The 13,882-nt window shown below is 39.5% G+C and carries 16 protein-coding genes; 5 read left to right on the forward strand and 11 right to left on the reverse strand.

Annotated elements, in window-relative coordinates; translation table 11 throughout:
- Positions 1 to 100: 100 nt before the first annotated feature.
- Positions 101 to 703 carry an anaerobic ribonucleoside-triphosphate reductase activating protein gene (nrdG, locus tag IGL31_RS09565; RefSeq protein WP_002288081.1) on the forward strand — a complete coding sequence of 201 codons (603 nt, stop codon included), beginning with the start codon at positions 101 to 103 and terminating at the stop codon, positions 701 to 703.
- 53 nt (positions 704 to 756) lie between these two features.
- Here nrdG and dinB read toward each other — a convergent pair whose 3' ends face one another.
- The 10 genes from dinB to dnaX all read right to left on the reverse strand — a co-directional run bounded on the left by dinB (position 757) and on the right by dnaX (position 8,832).
- Positions 757 to 1,878: a DNA polymerase IV gene (dinB, locus tag IGL31_RS09570; protein ID WP_002294035.1), complete on the reverse strand. Its 1,122-nt coding sequence runs from the start codon at positions 1,876 to 1,878 to the stop codon at positions 757 to 759.
- Positions 1,879 to 1,986: 108 nt separating this feature from the next.
- Positions 1,987 to 2,859: a 16S rRNA (cytidine(1402)-2'-O)-methyltransferase gene (gene rsmI, locus IGL31_RS09575; protein WP_002318291.1), complete on the reverse strand. Its 873-nt coding sequence runs from the start codon at positions 2,857 to 2,859 to the stop codon at positions 1,987 to 1,989.
- Positions 2,860 to 2,927: 68 nt separating this feature from the next.
- Positions 2,928 to 3,275 (reverse strand): DNA replication initiation control protein YabA, encoded by a 348-nt coding sequence (locus tag IGL31_RS09580; RefSeq protein ID WP_002288076.1) that lies wholly within the window; start codon positions 3,273 to 3,275, stop codon positions 2,928 to 2,930.
- Entirely contained in the window at positions 3,268 to 4,092 is an 825-nt protein-coding gene (locus IGL31_RS09585; RefSeq protein WP_002298875.1) for a PSP1 domain-containing protein, read from the reverse strand. Before IGL31_RS09585 ends, IGL31_RS09580 begins: the two co-directional genes overlap by 8 nt.
- Before the next feature lie 35 nt (positions 4,093 to 4,127).
- Complete coding sequence (gene holB, locus IGL31_RS09590) at positions 4,128 to 5,066, reverse strand: DNA polymerase III subunit delta' (protein ID WP_081156829.1); 939 nt, start codon at positions 5,064 to 5,066, stop codon at positions 4,128 to 4,130.
- Between the two features lie 13 nt (positions 5,067 to 5,079).
- A complete protein-coding gene (locus tag IGL31_RS09595; protein ID WP_002292340.1) occupies positions 5,080 to 5,409 on the reverse strand; it encodes a cyclic-di-AMP receptor in 330 nt (109 codons plus the stop codon).
- Positions 5,410 to 5,423: 14 nt separating this feature from the next.
- Positions 5,424 to 6,068, reverse strand: a complete 645-nt coding sequence (gene tmk, locus IGL31_RS09600) for a dTMP kinase (protein ID WP_086300190.1) — start codon at positions 6,066 to 6,068, stop codon at positions 5,424 to 5,426.
- A 63-nt stretch (positions 6,069 to 6,131) separates the two neighbouring features.
- A complete protein-coding gene (gene recR, locus IGL31_RS09605) occupies positions 6,132 to 6,728 on the reverse strand; it encodes a recombination mediator RecR (protein WP_002296223.1) in 597 nt (198 codons plus the stop codon).
- A 24-nt stretch (positions 6,729 to 6,752) separates the two neighbouring features.
- On the reverse strand, positions 6,753 to 7,067 hold the full coding sequence (locus IGL31_RS09610) for a YbaB/EbfC family nucleoid-associated protein (RefSeq protein WP_002292337.1): 315 nt from the start codon (positions 7,065 to 7,067) through the stop codon (positions 6,753 to 6,755).
- A 19-nt stretch (positions 7,068 to 7,086) separates the two neighbouring features.
- The gene (dnaX, locus tag IGL31_RS09615) at positions 7,087 to 8,832 is read right to left on the reverse strand and encodes a DNA polymerase III subunit gamma/tau (RefSeq protein ID WP_086300191.1); all 1,746 of its coding nucleotides are present in this window, start codon (positions 8,830 to 8,832) and stop codon (positions 7,087 to 7,089) included.
- Between the two features lie 214 nt (positions 8,833 to 9,046).
- On the opposite strand from dnaX, the gene IGL31_RS09620 reads away from it, so the two are divergent.
- Genes IGL31_RS09620 through IGL31_RS09630 form a run of 3 tightly spaced genes read left to right on the forward strand, consistent with a single transcriptional unit; the run spans position 9,047 to position 12,297 of the window.
- Positions 9,047 to 10,294 (forward strand): SPFH domain-containing protein, encoded by a 1,248-nt coding sequence (locus tag IGL31_RS09620; RefSeq protein ID WP_002294044.1) that lies wholly within the window; start codon positions 9,047 to 9,049, stop codon positions 10,292 to 10,294.
- Positions 10,295 to 10,318: 24 nt separating this feature from the next.
- Positions 10,319 to 11,503 (forward strand): hypothetical protein, encoded by a 1,185-nt coding sequence (locus IGL31_RS09625; RefSeq protein ID WP_002298878.1) that lies wholly within the window; start codon positions 10,319 to 10,321, stop codon positions 11,501 to 11,503.
- Positions 11,500 to 12,297 carry a TPM domain-containing protein gene (locus IGL31_RS09630; RefSeq protein ID WP_002289232.1) on the forward strand — a complete coding sequence of 266 codons (798 nt, stop codon included), beginning with the start codon at positions 11,500 to 11,502 and terminating at the stop codon, positions 12,295 to 12,297. The genes IGL31_RS09625 and IGL31_RS09630 overlap by 4 nt, the downstream gene beginning before the upstream one ends.
- 442 nt (positions 12,298 to 12,739) lie before the next feature.
- Here the strand turns inward: IGL31_RS09630 and IGL31_RS09635 are convergent, their stop codons facing one another.
- Positions 12,740 to 13,396: a Crp/Fnr family transcriptional regulator gene (locus tag IGL31_RS09635; protein WP_002289231.1), complete on the reverse strand. Its 657-nt coding sequence runs from the start codon at positions 13,394 to 13,396 to the stop codon at positions 12,740 to 12,742.
- A 192-nt stretch (positions 13,397 to 13,588) separates the two neighbouring features.
- Between IGL31_RS09635 and IGL31_RS09640 the strand changes: the two genes are divergently transcribed.
- Positions 13,589 to 13,867, forward strand: a complete 279-nt coding sequence (locus tag IGL31_RS09640; RefSeq protein ID WP_002289230.1) for a hypothetical protein — start codon at positions 13,589 to 13,591, stop codon at positions 13,865 to 13,867.
- Positions 13,868 to 13,882: the final 15 nt, after the last annotated feature.

A 13,882-nucleotide genomic window follows, 5' to 3' on the forward strand; every position in this document is an offset into this window, starting at 1 on the left:
TGAACAATGGATTTAGGTCAGTTTGTTCTTATTTATGTGGTCGAGTAGATTTTATCTTCAATAGCTATATCTTTGAACCTTAAATGAAAGAAGTTTTTTTATGAGAAATCCAAAACCAAAAGAATGGTTAGCAAAAGACTACAGCCAAAACTATATTGCTGACTACAAACCGTTTAATTTTGTCGATGGTGAAGGTGTCCGCAACAGTCTTTACGTTAGTGGCTGCTTATTTGCCTGCGAAGGCTGCTTCAACAAAGCTGCACAAAATTTCCGATATGGCAAACCATTCACACCTGAATTAGAAGAACAAATCATCGCTGACTTGCGCAACGATTACGTGCAAGGTTTAACTTTACTTGGTGGCGAACCTTTTTTGAATACAGATGTTTGTCTGCAAGTCGTACGACGTATCCGAAAAGAGTTCGGTACGACAAAAGATATCTGGTCATGGACAGGCTATACCTTTGATGAATTGCTACAAGATTCAGAAGATAAATTAGAACTCCTTTCGCAAATCGATATCCTTGTTGACGGACGCTTTGAATTAAGCAAACGTGACCTAAAACTACAATTTCGCGGAAGTAGCAACCAGCGGATCATTGACGTCCAAAAATCTTTAGAATCCAATCAAGTTGTGATTTGGGAAAAATGTACGGATGCAACAGAAACCTATGAACAAATCAAAAAGCAAGACTTGATATAAAAACAGCTTTGGGAGAGAAAACGGATTTCCGGTTTCAACTCTCAAAGCTGTTTTTATATTTCTTGATTTTCCCATAATGGAAGGACGATGTTTTCATAAGTCATCGGGTCCAGATTCGTCAAAGTAATCCCTAACAATCGGATTCCTTTTTCTACTCCCAAGATTTCCTCCCATATAAGGCTTGCTTGATAAAAGAGTGCTTCTTTTTTATAGATATATTCTGGCAATGTCACTCTTTTGGTCACAGTAGAATAGTCCGTGTACCTGACCTTCAAAACTACTGTTTTCCCATGTTTTTGGACTCTTCTCAGTGCTTCTTCTACTTTTTCAGCTAGTTGGCGCAACTGAGTCAGCACTGCTTCTTCCGTTTGCAACGGCTGCCCATAAGTATGCTCTTTTCCCACAGATTTTCGCTCTCTTGTAACGTTTACTGGAGAATCATGGATTCCTCTGACTTTACGATAAAGAGAATAGCCCATTTTTCCAAAATTTCGAATCAACATCATTTCTGTGCATTCATATAGGTCTTTTCCTGTATAAATCCCTAGCTCATGCATTCTAGGTACAGTTTTCTTCCCTACCCCATGAAATTTTTCAATTGGCAAAGCTTTTAAAAATGGCACAGCGTCTTGAGGGGCAACTACCGTGATTCCTCTAGGTTTTTGATAGTCTGATGCTAATTTGGCCAAAAACTTATTGTAACTTACTCCCGCAGAACATGTTAGCTGGACACTCTCCCAAATATCTGCTTGGATCATTCGGGCGATTTTGATGGCTGACTTGCAATTGATTTTATTTTCGGTCACATCAAGATACGCTTCATCGATACTAACTGGTTCCACAATATCTGTATAACGATAGAATACTTCCCGTACTTGTTTGGAAATATCGCTGTATTTATGATGGTCGCCAGGCTTAAAGATGGCTTGCGGACAAAGCTCATACGCTTTTTGTGCACTCATTGCTGAATGAATTCCGAATTTTCTTGCTTCATAATTTGCTGTAGTCACTACTCCACGCCCACCAGTGTCACTGGGGTGTCTGGCAATTACTAATGGATGTCCGCGAAACTCAGGATGATCTCGTTCTTCAACCGAAGCGAAAAAAGCATCCATATCAATATGAATGATTTTTCTTGATGTATCATTATGTAAAGGAAATTGCAGCTCCATCATCCTCACCTCTTATTTATTATACAGGAACATTCGTTCGCGTTCAAGAGATTTGAAAAGTTAGTAGCTGATTTCCTCATTAGTCTTTCATTATAGACAACTTATACTATCTCAGTCTAATTCATGGTACTGACGGTAGACTTCTTGTTTTTTCAGCCCATTTTTCAGCGCTACTGCTTTGATAGCAGCATTTGGTTTTTCGCCTGAAGCGATCTTTGCTTCTACTTGTTCCTTTAACGTTCCCAACTCTTCATCAACTTCCGTCACTGGCGTTTCAAACAAATTCCCTTCTACAAGCAGACAACATTCACCCTTTACTGGATGTTCTTCGATATAAGCGAGTAGCTCTTCCGTACTTCCTCTAAGGTATTCTTCATGGACTTTTGTCAATTCTCGACACAAAACGACTTGGCGATTTCCAAAAATTTCTAAGAAATTTGTCAATGTAGCAGTGATCCGATAAGGTGACTCATAAAAAATCAGCGTAGCTGTCTGTTCTTTTAGCTTTTTCAATGTTTCTTTCTGTTCTTTTTTCTTACGTGGAAGGAAGCCATAAAATAAAAATGGTTGAGGCACTAGCCCTGAAGCAATCAAAGCCGTCATCCCAGCTGTAGGTCCTGGGATAGAGATCACAGAAATTCCTTCTTTTATGCAGGCTAAAACTAGCTCATGTCCAGGATCGCTGATGGAAGGCATTCCTGCGTCACTGACTTGAGCAATCGTTTTTCCTTCTTTTAACAAAGCAATCAATTGAGGGACACGTTCTTTATAATTATGTTCATGTAAACTTTTTTGGGGTGTATGGATTTCAAAATGATTCAATAACTTTTGTGTATTACGCGTATCCTCACTTGCGATAAGATCGGATTCTTGCAGCATACGAACACTTCTGTAGCTCATATCTTCTAAATTTCCAATTGGCGTCGGTACAAGATATAAATCCCCATATACCGGATTTCCCTTGAAACTTTTTTGATTATACATCTGTCACAATCTCCTTAATAAAAAGACTGGAGCAGTATTTCTCCGCTCCAGTCTCCTCTTGTTATTGGTCATCGACCGCTTTCGCGATAGATCACTTCTAGACAAAACGCACAAGGCTCGTCATTGTCCCTTCTTGATCCATATAAATCGTAGCAGACATGGAATCCTTCTTCATAAATTTTTTCAAGATTCATACGAGACTTAGAAAGTTCCTGCTTCACATTTTCAGCTGGAGCTTGTGCAACTTGGTTCAATTCCCGCAGGTGTTCCCGCAGACGTTGATTTTCCATCTCCAAAGTTGTATTTTTTTCTACGATCTCATGCAAAGCATGCTTCATTTCAACAAGTTCTGTTAATGTATTTCTCAACTCTGATTCTAATTGATTCAATCCGTCGTATAATGATCTCTTATCCATTCATCTCACCTACTTGGATAAATTCTTTCAATTCATCCCATTCATATTCGACAGGATTTTCCCGTCCAGTCAGCCGAATACTAACGATACGGCTAAGCAGATTCAACCCTACGACTTTCCCTTTACCATCAGGTGTAGCAATTACTTTTCCAAAGTCAGGGAGTTCTTTTTTCGCTGTCTCGTATTCTTCGCTCTCATATTGCAGACAGCACATCAAGCGTCCGCATAAACCGGAAATTTTTGTTGGATTCAAAGATAAACTTTGATCTTTTGCCATTTTGATTGATACAGGCACGAAATCGCCTAAAAAAGAAGAACAGCATAATGGACGCCCACATGGACCAATTCCGCCTATTATCTTTGCTTCATCGCGGACACCAATTTGTCGAAGCTCAATACGAGTACGAAATACAGCGGCCAGATCTTTTACCAATTCTCTAAAGTCAATTCGCCCGTCCGCCGTGAAAGAAAAAATCAATTTATTTCGATCAAATGTGTATTCAGCTTTGACCATTTTCATTTCCAACTCACGCAACTGCACTTTTTCTTTTGCGATTTTCAATGCATCATGAGCATCTTTTTTGTTTTTTTTGTCTTTTTCTAATTCAGCTTGTGACGCTTTATGCAAGATCGGACGGATAGCTTCAGGAAGGTCATTGGGATCAATCTCTTTTTTAGGAAGGACAACAGTAGCAATATGTAAGGATTGCTGAGATTCGACTAATACCTTGTCATTATAAACATATTCAGAGTCTCCTGGTGCAAAATAATAGATATGACCTGCATCTCTATATCGGACACCTACTACTTCTACCATTTCCATCCTCCTTGATCATCATCCTTTGCGGCAAGCTAAAAAATCGTATGCAAAACGAACTGTTCCGCAACAGCCTGAAAACTGACATTGCTGCGTAGTTTCTGCTCTGCGATCAATATCCGTTCAATTATCTGGTTTATCTGTTTCACTTTGCCATATTCGCCGTTTGCTACTGCTTGACGCTGTGCTTCCTGATAATAAAACATCAAGACAGATAATCCTGTAAACTGTTGTGTTTTTTCTTTAAATGATTTTACCAATTTTTTTTGGACATAGATAAAGGCTTGAGTATCTTGCTTTTGCAAGTAAACGAACCATTGATAAATCAAGTCCTTAGCATCATTAAACCATTCATCTTGAGAGATTTCAACTGCTTTTCCTAAACTGTTTGTTAAGAAAGCCAAAAGTTTTGCTTTTTCAAATGGAATCTGCTCTTCTTGCAATCGATGGATCAGTGCTTCTTTCGAAAGTTCTTGAAAATGCAGAACTTGACAACGAGATTGAATAGTAGGGAGAATTCTTCCTACTGCATCTGTTTCTAACACCGCTAAAAAATCTCCAGGGGGCTCTTCCAAGAATTTCAACAAACTGTTTGCCGCACTGCTATTCATTTTTTCAGCTTCTTTGATCAAAAAAACTTTTTTTCTTGATTCGTAACCGCTGCGACTGAATTCCGTCTGCAAACGTCTGATCTGATCGACTTTGATGGTTTGTCCTTCCGGTTCAATAACCAAAACATCTGGATGTTCTTTCTTTTCGATCCGCTGACAATTGTTGCATTTTCCACAAGGCAGATTGTCTTTCATTTGGGTACAGAACAGGTGCTGTGCAAGCCATATACCTACTTCATGTTTTCCTGTTCCTTTCTCCCCTTCAAAAAGATAAGCATGAGCGATACGCCCATGCTCAAAACTCCGTTGAAGCTGCTGATACACGATCGGTTGCATTTGAGCCAAGTTTATTTCTTGATTCATAGCTCAGCTCCTCCTAAAATTGATGGAATCCTTCAACAGGTAAGACGAAGACTGTGGCACCGCCTACTTCTACTTCTACTGGATAAGGGACGCCCCCATCCATCGAAATATCCAGTGTAACAGGTGTAGATACAAATTGCTTTCTTGATTCACACGTTTTTTTGATGATTTCCAATGCTTCTTCTACACGGTCATCTTCAATACCCACGATAAACGTGCTGTTTCCAGCCTTAAGGAAGCCGCCTGTCGATGATAGTTTTGTGGCACGGATATTTGCATCAATCAATTCATTTGATAAACGGTTGCTGTCTTTGTCTTGGATAATCGCTAAAATAATTTTCATAAACGTTCACCTTCCTAGTTTTCAAAAAATTGCGGATACTGTTCAATAATTGTATGATAACTTGTTTGCAGCACTTCTTCAAAGCCTTTTCTTGCATCAACTTTGTGGATTCTTTCCGGATTCTCTTCTGCCAGCTTCAAGTAGGCATGACGTACACGCTGGTGGAATTCCAAACCTTCCGAATCTAAACGGTCGATTTGATTTTGTCTGTTTTTCTTGATTCTTCTTAATCCGGTGTCTGAATCTACGTCAAGATAAAGGGTAAAATCCGGCGTAGTACCTTCTGTAGCAAACTCATTCAACCGAGCAATCTCGGTAACGCCGATGCGTCGGCCTGCACCTTGATAAGCAAGAGAACTGTCGACAAATCTATCGCATAAAACGATTTTCCCTTTTTCCAGAGCAGGCAGAACCTTTTCGACTAGATGTTGTCTTCTTGCTGCTGCATAAAGCAGTGCTTCCGTACGTTCATCCATCCGATCATTTTTTGGATCAAGGATCACTGCTCGGATCTCTTCAGCAATCGGAATGCCTCCTGGTTCTCTTGTTTGAATGATTTCTGTTTTTGCTACTTCTTTCAAAAGAGGGTAAAGTTCATTCAAGATGCTGGTTTTTCCTGCACCATCAGGCCCCTCGATTGTAATAAATAGTCCGTTCACATTGTTGCCCCCATCTCTTGTGCTGCTTTTATATTGTATCTGAAAAAACACTTAATTAGAAATTTATAACTCACGTCTTCCTTCGACAGCTTTCAATAAAGTAACTTCATCTGCATACTCGATATCAGAGCCTACAGACAGACCATGTGCTAGACGAGTCACTTTGATACCTGCGGGTTTGATCAGACGTGAGAGATACATAGCTGTTGCTTCTCCCTCTGTTGTTGCATTTGTTGCGATAATCACTTCTTTTACATCTGCATCATGCAGCCGCTGCAACAGAGAAGAAATATTGATGTCTTCTGGACCTGTCCCTTCCATCGGTGATAACACACCATGGAGAACATGATAAAGTCCGTGATATTCTCGCATTTTTTCCATTGCCATTACATCTTTCGGCTCTTCGACCACTAGGATAACGCTTCGATCACGTGAAGGATTTCTACATATTTCGCAGGGATCTTCTTCTGTGATGTTTCCGCAGATACTACAAAAATGCAAATCGCGTTTTACACTTAACAAAGATTTAGCAAATTCATTTACTACTTCATCTTTCATATCGATCGTATAAAAGGCGAGTCTTGTCGCTGTTTTCTGACCGATTCCTGGAAGTTTCATGTAGCTGTCGATCAGTTTCGCAATTGGTTCTGGATATTGCATATTCATTACTCCTTCAGTTTAAAACTAAAATCCTGGCAAACCTTTTGCGTATTTCCCTAATTTTTTCTCAGTTTCCACATCAATTTGTGCGATCGCATCATTGACTGCCATTACGACAAGATCCTGAAGCATCTCGATATCATCAGGATCAACGACTTCTTCATTGATTTGGATATCTTTCATGCGACGATCGCCTGTAAAAACCGCTTTGACCAATTCATTGGTGGCTTTACCTGTAAACTCTGTTTTATTTAGCAGCTCTTGTGCTTCTGCCATTTCTTTTTGCATTTTTTGTACTTGTTTCATCATGCCTTGCATATTGCCCATTCCACGCATCATAATTATCTACTCCTTTTTATTAATCATCTACCACTGTAACAGCTTCGGAGCCAAACAGTTCCTCTGCTTTTACTACAAGTGTTTCTTCTGGTACTTCTTGTTCTTGAGGAAGCAACTCGATTTCTCCTTCTGAGTCTTCAGAAGCAAAAGAGTTTTCTGTTCCCTCTTCTTGTGCCTGCGTCAAATAATTTCTTCGAAGTTCTGGCCAGCTTTCTCTCGTAATATAAACAGGATCAGGCGCATAATCTTTGATCATTCGGCTTAAGTTGTTGTGTACCGAAAGCTGCAATTCTTCGTCATTTGCTGCTCTTTGACAAACAATCTCATAATCAAACGCAATCACTAGTCCTGTAGGTCCAGCTGCAACTGGTTCGCTTGCTTTAAGCATTGCTCGCTGAGTGACAGATAGACTCATCAGCAAGTCTTCCCATACTTCTTTTACTTGGTTCAGATGCTGTCTTGTCGCTTCCCGCAGAACTTTATATACTCGTTCCGTCGGTACACGATAGGTACTTGTCTGTTTTTTATGATTTGTATGCTGTACTGGCTGTACTTTTGTATTCTCAATTCCTGTATTACTGCGTAGTTCCTTGATTTCGTTTCTTAGTTCCTTAATCTCTTGTTGTAGCTGTTTTACTATCTGATCATCTGCAAATGCTACATCTGCTGAAGGAACAGAAGCAGACGGTAGCTGAGCAAGTTTGACTGTAGCGACTTCCAAATAAATAGCGGCACTATTGGTAAAACGAATTTCATTTTGAGTATCGCTCAAAATCTTTATCATTGAAAACAGCTGATCCGCTGAAACAGTTTGTGCCAATTCTGTAAATGTACTTCTGATCGTACTCGATTGTTCCTCAACTAGATTAGGTGCTTGCTGATACATCAGCAAGTCACGGCAGTATTGTAACATATCCTCTAGAAAGCGACGTGATTCTTTGCCGGCTGCGAGAATTTGGTTCAATGTTTCCAATGCTTCTGGTACTTCTTTTTTCACGCAAGCACTCAAGTAACTGTCCATCATTTCGTCAGTTAAGCTACCTGTCACTTGCATGGCATCATCTAAAGTAATTGTTCCTTCACTAAACGAGATTGCCTGATCAAGAATACTCAATGCATCCCGCATCCCGCCTTCTGCAGAACGGGCAATCACATTCAATGCAGCTGGTTCATAGCTGATAGTCGATTCTTTCAAGATAAATTCAAGATGTTCGACAATATCTGCCGTATTGATCCGTTTAAAATCAAATCGCTGAGTCCGTGAAATGATCGTAGCTGGTATTTTGTGAGGTTCGGTCGTTGCTAAGATGAATATGACACTTTCTTTTGGCTCTTCCAATGTTTTCAACAAGGCATTGAAAGCTCCTGTTGAAAGCATATGTACCTCATCAATAATGTACACTTTGTACGCTGCCTTTGTAGGCGCATAATTTGCCCGATCACGGATAAATCGGATTTCTTCGACTCCGTTATTGCTGGCAGCATCGATTTCGATCACATCTTCTTGCGTACCAGCAGTAATTGATCGACACATTTCGCATTCGTTGCATGGCTCACCGTCTTTACTGTTCGGACAGTTGATTGCTTTTGCGAAAATCTTTGCTGCACTCGTCTTTCCGGTTCCTCTGGGTCCTGTAAACAAGTAGGCATGTGAGGTTTTGTGGGAAACAATAGCATTTTTTAGTGTCTGTGTCACAGCTTTTTGTCCAACGATGTCTTCGAAACGCTGCGAACGCCAGACTCGATAAAGTGCTTGATATGCCATAAGGATCCCCCTTTTTTAAAAAATTCACTATCTCTTATTATACGTGATATTAGGTAAAAAAACTACTATCCTTCTCGGCTTTTTCAGGTATTTAAACAATACGCAATTTTCCATTTCAATTCCGTCTCTAGTCCGAGAAGTTTCACATCTTCCTATGGTATAATAAATAAACAATAATTGTTTGGCATTAGCTGAATCAGAGGAGGAATTTTTTATGGGTCTTATCAAAGCAGCAACAAGTATGGTTGGCGGCGGTCTGGCAGATCAATGGCTAGAAGTCATCGAACCAGACAATATGAGTGATACAACGGTCATGACAAAAGGTGTCAAAGTCCGCAAAGATGACAAACGTGGCTCCAATCGTAAAGGAACAGAAGATGTTTTAACAGACGGAACAGTCGTCCATGTCTATCCAAACATGATGATGCTTTTGGTCGATGGTGGAAAAATCATCGATTATACCGCTGAGGAAGGTTATTACACCATTAAAAATGACGCAGCTCCTTCCATGTTCAACGGAACACTGAAAGAAGCAATTGCTGAAACTTTTGACCGATTTAAATTTGGCGGCGTCACACCGCAGAAACAACAAGTTTTTTATATCAATCTCCAAGAAATAAAGGGAATCAAATTCGGTACAAGCGCGCCGTTGAACTACTTTGACAATTTCTATAACGCAGAATTATTCTTACGGGCACATGGCACTTATTCTATTCATGTCGTTGACCCGATTTTATTTTATACAAACGCAATCCCTAAAAACAAAACACAAGTGGAAATCAATGATATCAATGAGCAGTATTTAGCTGAATTCCTAACAGCGCTGCAATCAGCAATCAATCAGATGTCTGCAGATGGTCAACGGATTTCTTATGTACCATCTAAGAGTTTGGAATTAAGCAAATACATGGATACTGCATTGGATGATTCTTGGCGTGAATTACGTGGGATGGAGATTGTTTCTGTGGCTGTAGCCAGCATTTCTTACACCGATGATTCTGTGAAACTGATCAATATGCGTAACGAAGGGGCGATGCTAGGTGATCCTAGCGTACGTGAAGGATACGTGCAAGGTTCCATTGCACGTGGTATGGAAGCAGCCGGAAAAAATGAAGCAGGAGCAATGACCGGCTTTATGGGTGTAGGTATGGGAATGAATGCAAATGGTTCTTATCTTTCTCAAGCAGCTCAAAATAACCAAGAACAAATCAAACAACAAGCAGAAAAACAAAATCAACAAACTGCACAAGGAAATGCGGATACTTGGACATGTCCAGTTTGCGGGACAGAAAATTCCGGAAAATTCTGTTCCAACTGCGGAGCTGCCAAACCTGTAGAAAACGTTCAGCCTAAGCTACAAATGCGATGCAGTGAATGCAATGAGATCGTGGATCTTTCCAACGGCATCCCTAAATTCTGTCCAAACTGTGGTAAACCGTTTAAAGGAATCCCCGTTGATTAATTTATTTAGAAAGGTGTGCAGCTGATGGATGTTCTTACACATAAATGTCCTAATTGCGGCGGTCCGTTGACTTTTGATCCCAAAGACCAAAAATTTCATTGCGAATACTGCCTGAATATCTATACAGAAGAAGAAGTCAGCCAATATGAGCAAAAGCAAAAAGAAGCGCGTATGGCTGGCGAAGAAAGCAAAGAAGAACCTTCACCTACCGAAGATTTTACTTTTACAGCCCAAGAACAGCTTGCCGATATGAATGAAGCCGAGCGCAAAGCGGTTGACGAGGCAGGCGGTTTTTCAGATACAGCGGACGAATCTGCAGATAATACCGCAGCGATGGATCTTTTTCTTTGTCCCAACTGTGGTGCAGAGATCGTGACTGATGCGACAACTGCTGCGACTTATTGTTACTACTGCCATAATCCCGTCGTACTATCGGGACGTTTAAGCGGAGAATTCTTGCCAAATAAAGTACTTCCTTTTGCTGTCGAGAAAGAAGAAGCAATCAACAGATTTCTCGCTTGGACCAAGAAAAAATGGTTTGTTCCCAAAGCTTTTTTCAATAAGGATCAAATCGATAAGTTGACAGGTGTATATTTCCCTTATTGGGCTACAGATGCTGAAGTAGATGGTGCCATGCAGGCGAATGGTACAGTTATCCGCATATGGCGGATAGGTGACATCGAATACACAGAAACGAAGCAATTTGCTGTTTCAAGAGCAGGCAAGCTTTCTTTTAAAGAACTAGTAAAAAATGCCTTATCAAAAAATACGCAACAAAAGATGGTCGAAGGCGTGCAACCTTTCCCGTTAGATAAAGCAATTGATTTTAAAAGCCAGTATTTAGCCGGTTTCCAAGCAGAAAAAAGAGATATCGAATATGAGGCAATCAAATCACAGATTCAATCTGAATTAAAAGACTATTCAGAGAAGCTGTTAAAAGATACCGCAAATGGATATACAACATTGACCGGTGTGCGAACTTCTGCTTCAATCACAAACGAAGTAAATAATTACGTATTACTGCCGGTATGGCTTGTTACTTATCGAAGCAATGACTCAAGTAAAAAAGTCTACTACTATGCAATGAATGGACAAACAGGAAAGGTCAGCGGTGTCCTGCCGATCAGCCAGAAAAAATTGGGACTGACCGCTCTTGGGATTTTCGCTGGGCTAGCGATCCTCTTTCTGATCGGAGGTTACTTGATATGATGAAAAAATTTTTTTTATTCTTTCTTTTGCTAGTAAGTGTTGGCTGGCCGGTGGCTACTCATGCAGATACAGCTACGGTAAATGATGAGGCTGGGTTATTTACAACAGATCAAATCCAATCTTTGGAACAACAGGCAGAAAAGCTGAATGAAAAAATCAAAGGACGAGTCTTGATCGTAACGACTACATCTAATTCAGAAGAACCAAGAGACTTTGCTGATAATTACTTAAGAGACGCAGTCGGAAATGATCAAAATGGCTCAGTATTGCTATTAGATATGGGACAGCGTGAAATCTACATTTCGACTTCTGGTAATATGATCGATTATTTGACTGACAGCAGAATCGATTCGATATTAGATGATGTTTATGATCAGATGACAAATGCTGCCTATTACAATGCTGCAAAAGCTTACCTGTCTAAATCAGCAACATATGTGGAAGACGGAGTTCCAGGAGGACATTATCGTGTAGACGAAGAAACTGGCAAAATTACACGCTATAAGGTTTTGACGACAGTAGAAATCATCATTGCTGTTGTTTTGGCTCTTATCCTTAGTCTTGTCTTTTATTTTGTGACTGTTTCGCGTTATCAATTGAAATCAGGCATCTACAAATATCCATTCCGAGAAAAATCCAGTATCAAATTAACTGAAAAAACCGATCGTCTGACAAATTCTTTTGTCACGACAAGAAGAATCCCCAAAAGCCCACCTCCTGGAAGCGGCGGTGGCGGAAGTACTACCCATTCTAGCGGTGGCGGGACTTTTGGCGGTGGCGGCAGAAGTTTCTAAAAATTGCTAAATGAATGTTCGCAAAAAAAGGGCTGTGACAAAAATCGTGTCACAGCCCCTTTTGTTGCAAATAAACGGCGTTCAAAAGCTTACATCTACGGTGATAAGTCCAGCCAAGTTAAAAACATAAGAGACTGTTTTTACTTGGCTCTTCTTATTACTTGATGCAGAACAGCTTTTTCACAACCTCTTCCTTAAACGGTGTTCTCCTACCAACTCCTCGGTCACAAGTCACAATATTCATCAAACATGAAAAGCTGTTTTTTGAAATTATTCCTTGTGACTCAGAGTTAAACGGCAGGCTCACAACCTCTTGGTAAACGGTGTTCAATCAGCTGACCCTCGGTATTAGCTCAAAAAACGGCAAAATATGAGGAACTATTTTTCCGTTTGTTTCTCTAATACTCAGGTCAAAACGCTGATTTCACAACCTCTTTGTTCATCAAAAGATAATATTGTCTTCTAACAAGTCCATATTCAAAATAACGATATGATGGTCTTTAACGGTGATAATACCATCTTTTTTCAGTTGTTTTAAAATTCTGTTTACACTGCTAGCAGTTGAGATGCCACAAAATTTGGCGATTTCTTCATTCGTGATCGAAAAATCGATCAGCATCCCTTCTTCTGTCCGCACACCGAATAAATCATATAATTCGTAAAGTTGCGTACAAACAGCTCCCAGCTTTCCATTTAATAGCATTTGCTGCATTTTTTTCATCGAATAAAGCAGACGATAGCGGTAATACTCTTTTACATAGTGTTGTAGCTTTGGGTCTTGGTTGATATTTTGCCAAAAGCGCACACGATTGATTCGATAAAACTCTGCATATTCTGATTCAACTCGAATATTATACGGCGAATCGATGAATTGTGAATATTCGTCTTTTAAAAGAGAGACGATTTCAAGATCTTTGATATAGCGAAGGTTAAATTCTCTCCCATCATTTGAAATAACACTTGCTTTTACCGTTCCCTCTTTCAAGATATACGTATGGGAATCTTCCATCCCTTCGAATGTCAAATATTTATGATATCCTTTGCGTATAATCGGAAAATCATTTTTATCCAAATATTCCTTTAAGACTCTACTATCCAATGATGCTCCCCCATCCAAACTTTCATCTAAAAAGATCATACAGTACTTTAAAACTTTTTAAAGTCCAAAGGTATTTTACTAATGATATTAACATTTGTTAAGTACCTTTTTCCATCACTTATGCGATTTTTTTCCTTTTTTTTATTCGTTATACTGCAGAAGTAAAATTTTTTAAGAATAGAGGGAAAAAACATGAATTACTGGATGAACACAATCATTAATCGATTAGAAACAGCATATCAAACAAGATTTGATATGAAAGCTTCTTTAGTCTTTTTAAATGATGCGTATCAAAACTCGATCGAATTGATCAAAGCAGTGGATGAGAATCCAACAAACGAATGCGAAGAATTTTTAAATCTGTTTATGTCTACAAGAGATTTATTTATTCGCCAACTTGTTGATCGCTATCCATCCAATTATCACGATGTAGAAGTTCAAATACAAAAATTAAAAGCATATTCAGCTTAAGGGGAATGTATAACA

The sequence above is a fragment of the Enterococcus sp. MSG3290 genome, from assembly GCF_050555565.1.
In the GTDB taxonomy this organism is placed as follows: Bacteria; Bacillota; Bacilli; order Lactobacillales; family Enterococcaceae; genus Enterococcus_B; species Enterococcus_B faecium.

What these genes read in the sequence shown, in the direction of transcription:
- nrdG (WP_002288081.1), top strand. Translation starts at nt 101, where the DNA reads ATGAGAAATCCAAAACCAAAAGAATGGTTAGCAAAAGACTACAGCCAA.
- dinB (WP_002294035.1), bottom strand. Translation starts at nt 1,878, where the DNA reads ATGATGGAGCTGCAATTTCCTTTACATAATGATACATCAAGAAAAATC.
- rsmI (WP_002318291.1), bottom strand. Translation starts at nt 2,859, where the DNA reads ATGTATAATCAAAAAAGTTTCAAGGGAAATCCGGTATATGGGGATTTA.
- IGL31_RS09580 (WP_002288076.1), bottom strand. Translation starts at nt 3,275, where the DNA reads ATGGATAAGAGATCATTATACGACGGATTGAATCAATTAGAATCAGAG.
- IGL31_RS09585 (WP_002298875.1), bottom strand. Translation starts at nt 4,092, where the DNA reads ATGGTAGAAGTAGTAGGTGTCCGATATAGAGATGCAGGTCATATCTAT.
- holB (WP_081156829.1), bottom strand. Translation starts at nt 5,066, where the DNA reads ATGAATCAAGAAATAAACTTGGCTCAAATGCAACCGATCGTGTATCAG.
- IGL31_RS09595 (WP_002292340.1), bottom strand. Translation starts at nt 5,409, where the DNA reads ATGAAAATTATTTTAGCGATTATCCAAGACAAAGACAGCAACCGTTTA.
- recR (WP_002296223.1), bottom strand. Translation starts at nt 6,728, where the DNA reads ATGCAATATCCAGAACCAATTGCGAAACTGATCGACAGCTACATGAAA.
- IGL31_RS09610 (WP_002292337.1), bottom strand. Translation starts at nt 7,067, where the DNA reads ATGATGCGTGGAATGGGCAATATGCAAGGCATGATGAAACAAGTACAA.
- dnaX (WP_086300191.1), bottom strand. Translation starts at nt 8,832, where the DNA reads ATGGCATATCAAGCACTTTATCGAGTCTGGCGTTCGCAGCGTTTCGAA.
- IGL31_RS09620 (WP_002294044.1), top strand. Translation starts at nt 9,047, where the DNA reads ATGGGTCTTATCAAAGCAGCAACAAGTATGGTTGGCGGCGGTCTGGCA.
- IGL31_RS09625 (WP_002298878.1), top strand. Translation starts at nt 10,319, where the DNA reads ATGGATGTTCTTACACATAAATGTCCTAATTGCGGCGGTCCGTTGACT.
- IGL31_RS09630 (WP_002289232.1), top strand. Translation starts at nt 11,500, where the DNA reads ATGATGAAAAAATTTTTTTTATTCTTTCTTTTGCTAGTAAGTGTTGGC.
- IGL31_RS09640 (WP_002289230.1), top strand. Translation starts at nt 13,589, where the DNA reads ATGAATTACTGGATGAACACAATCATTAATCGATTAGAAACAGCATAT.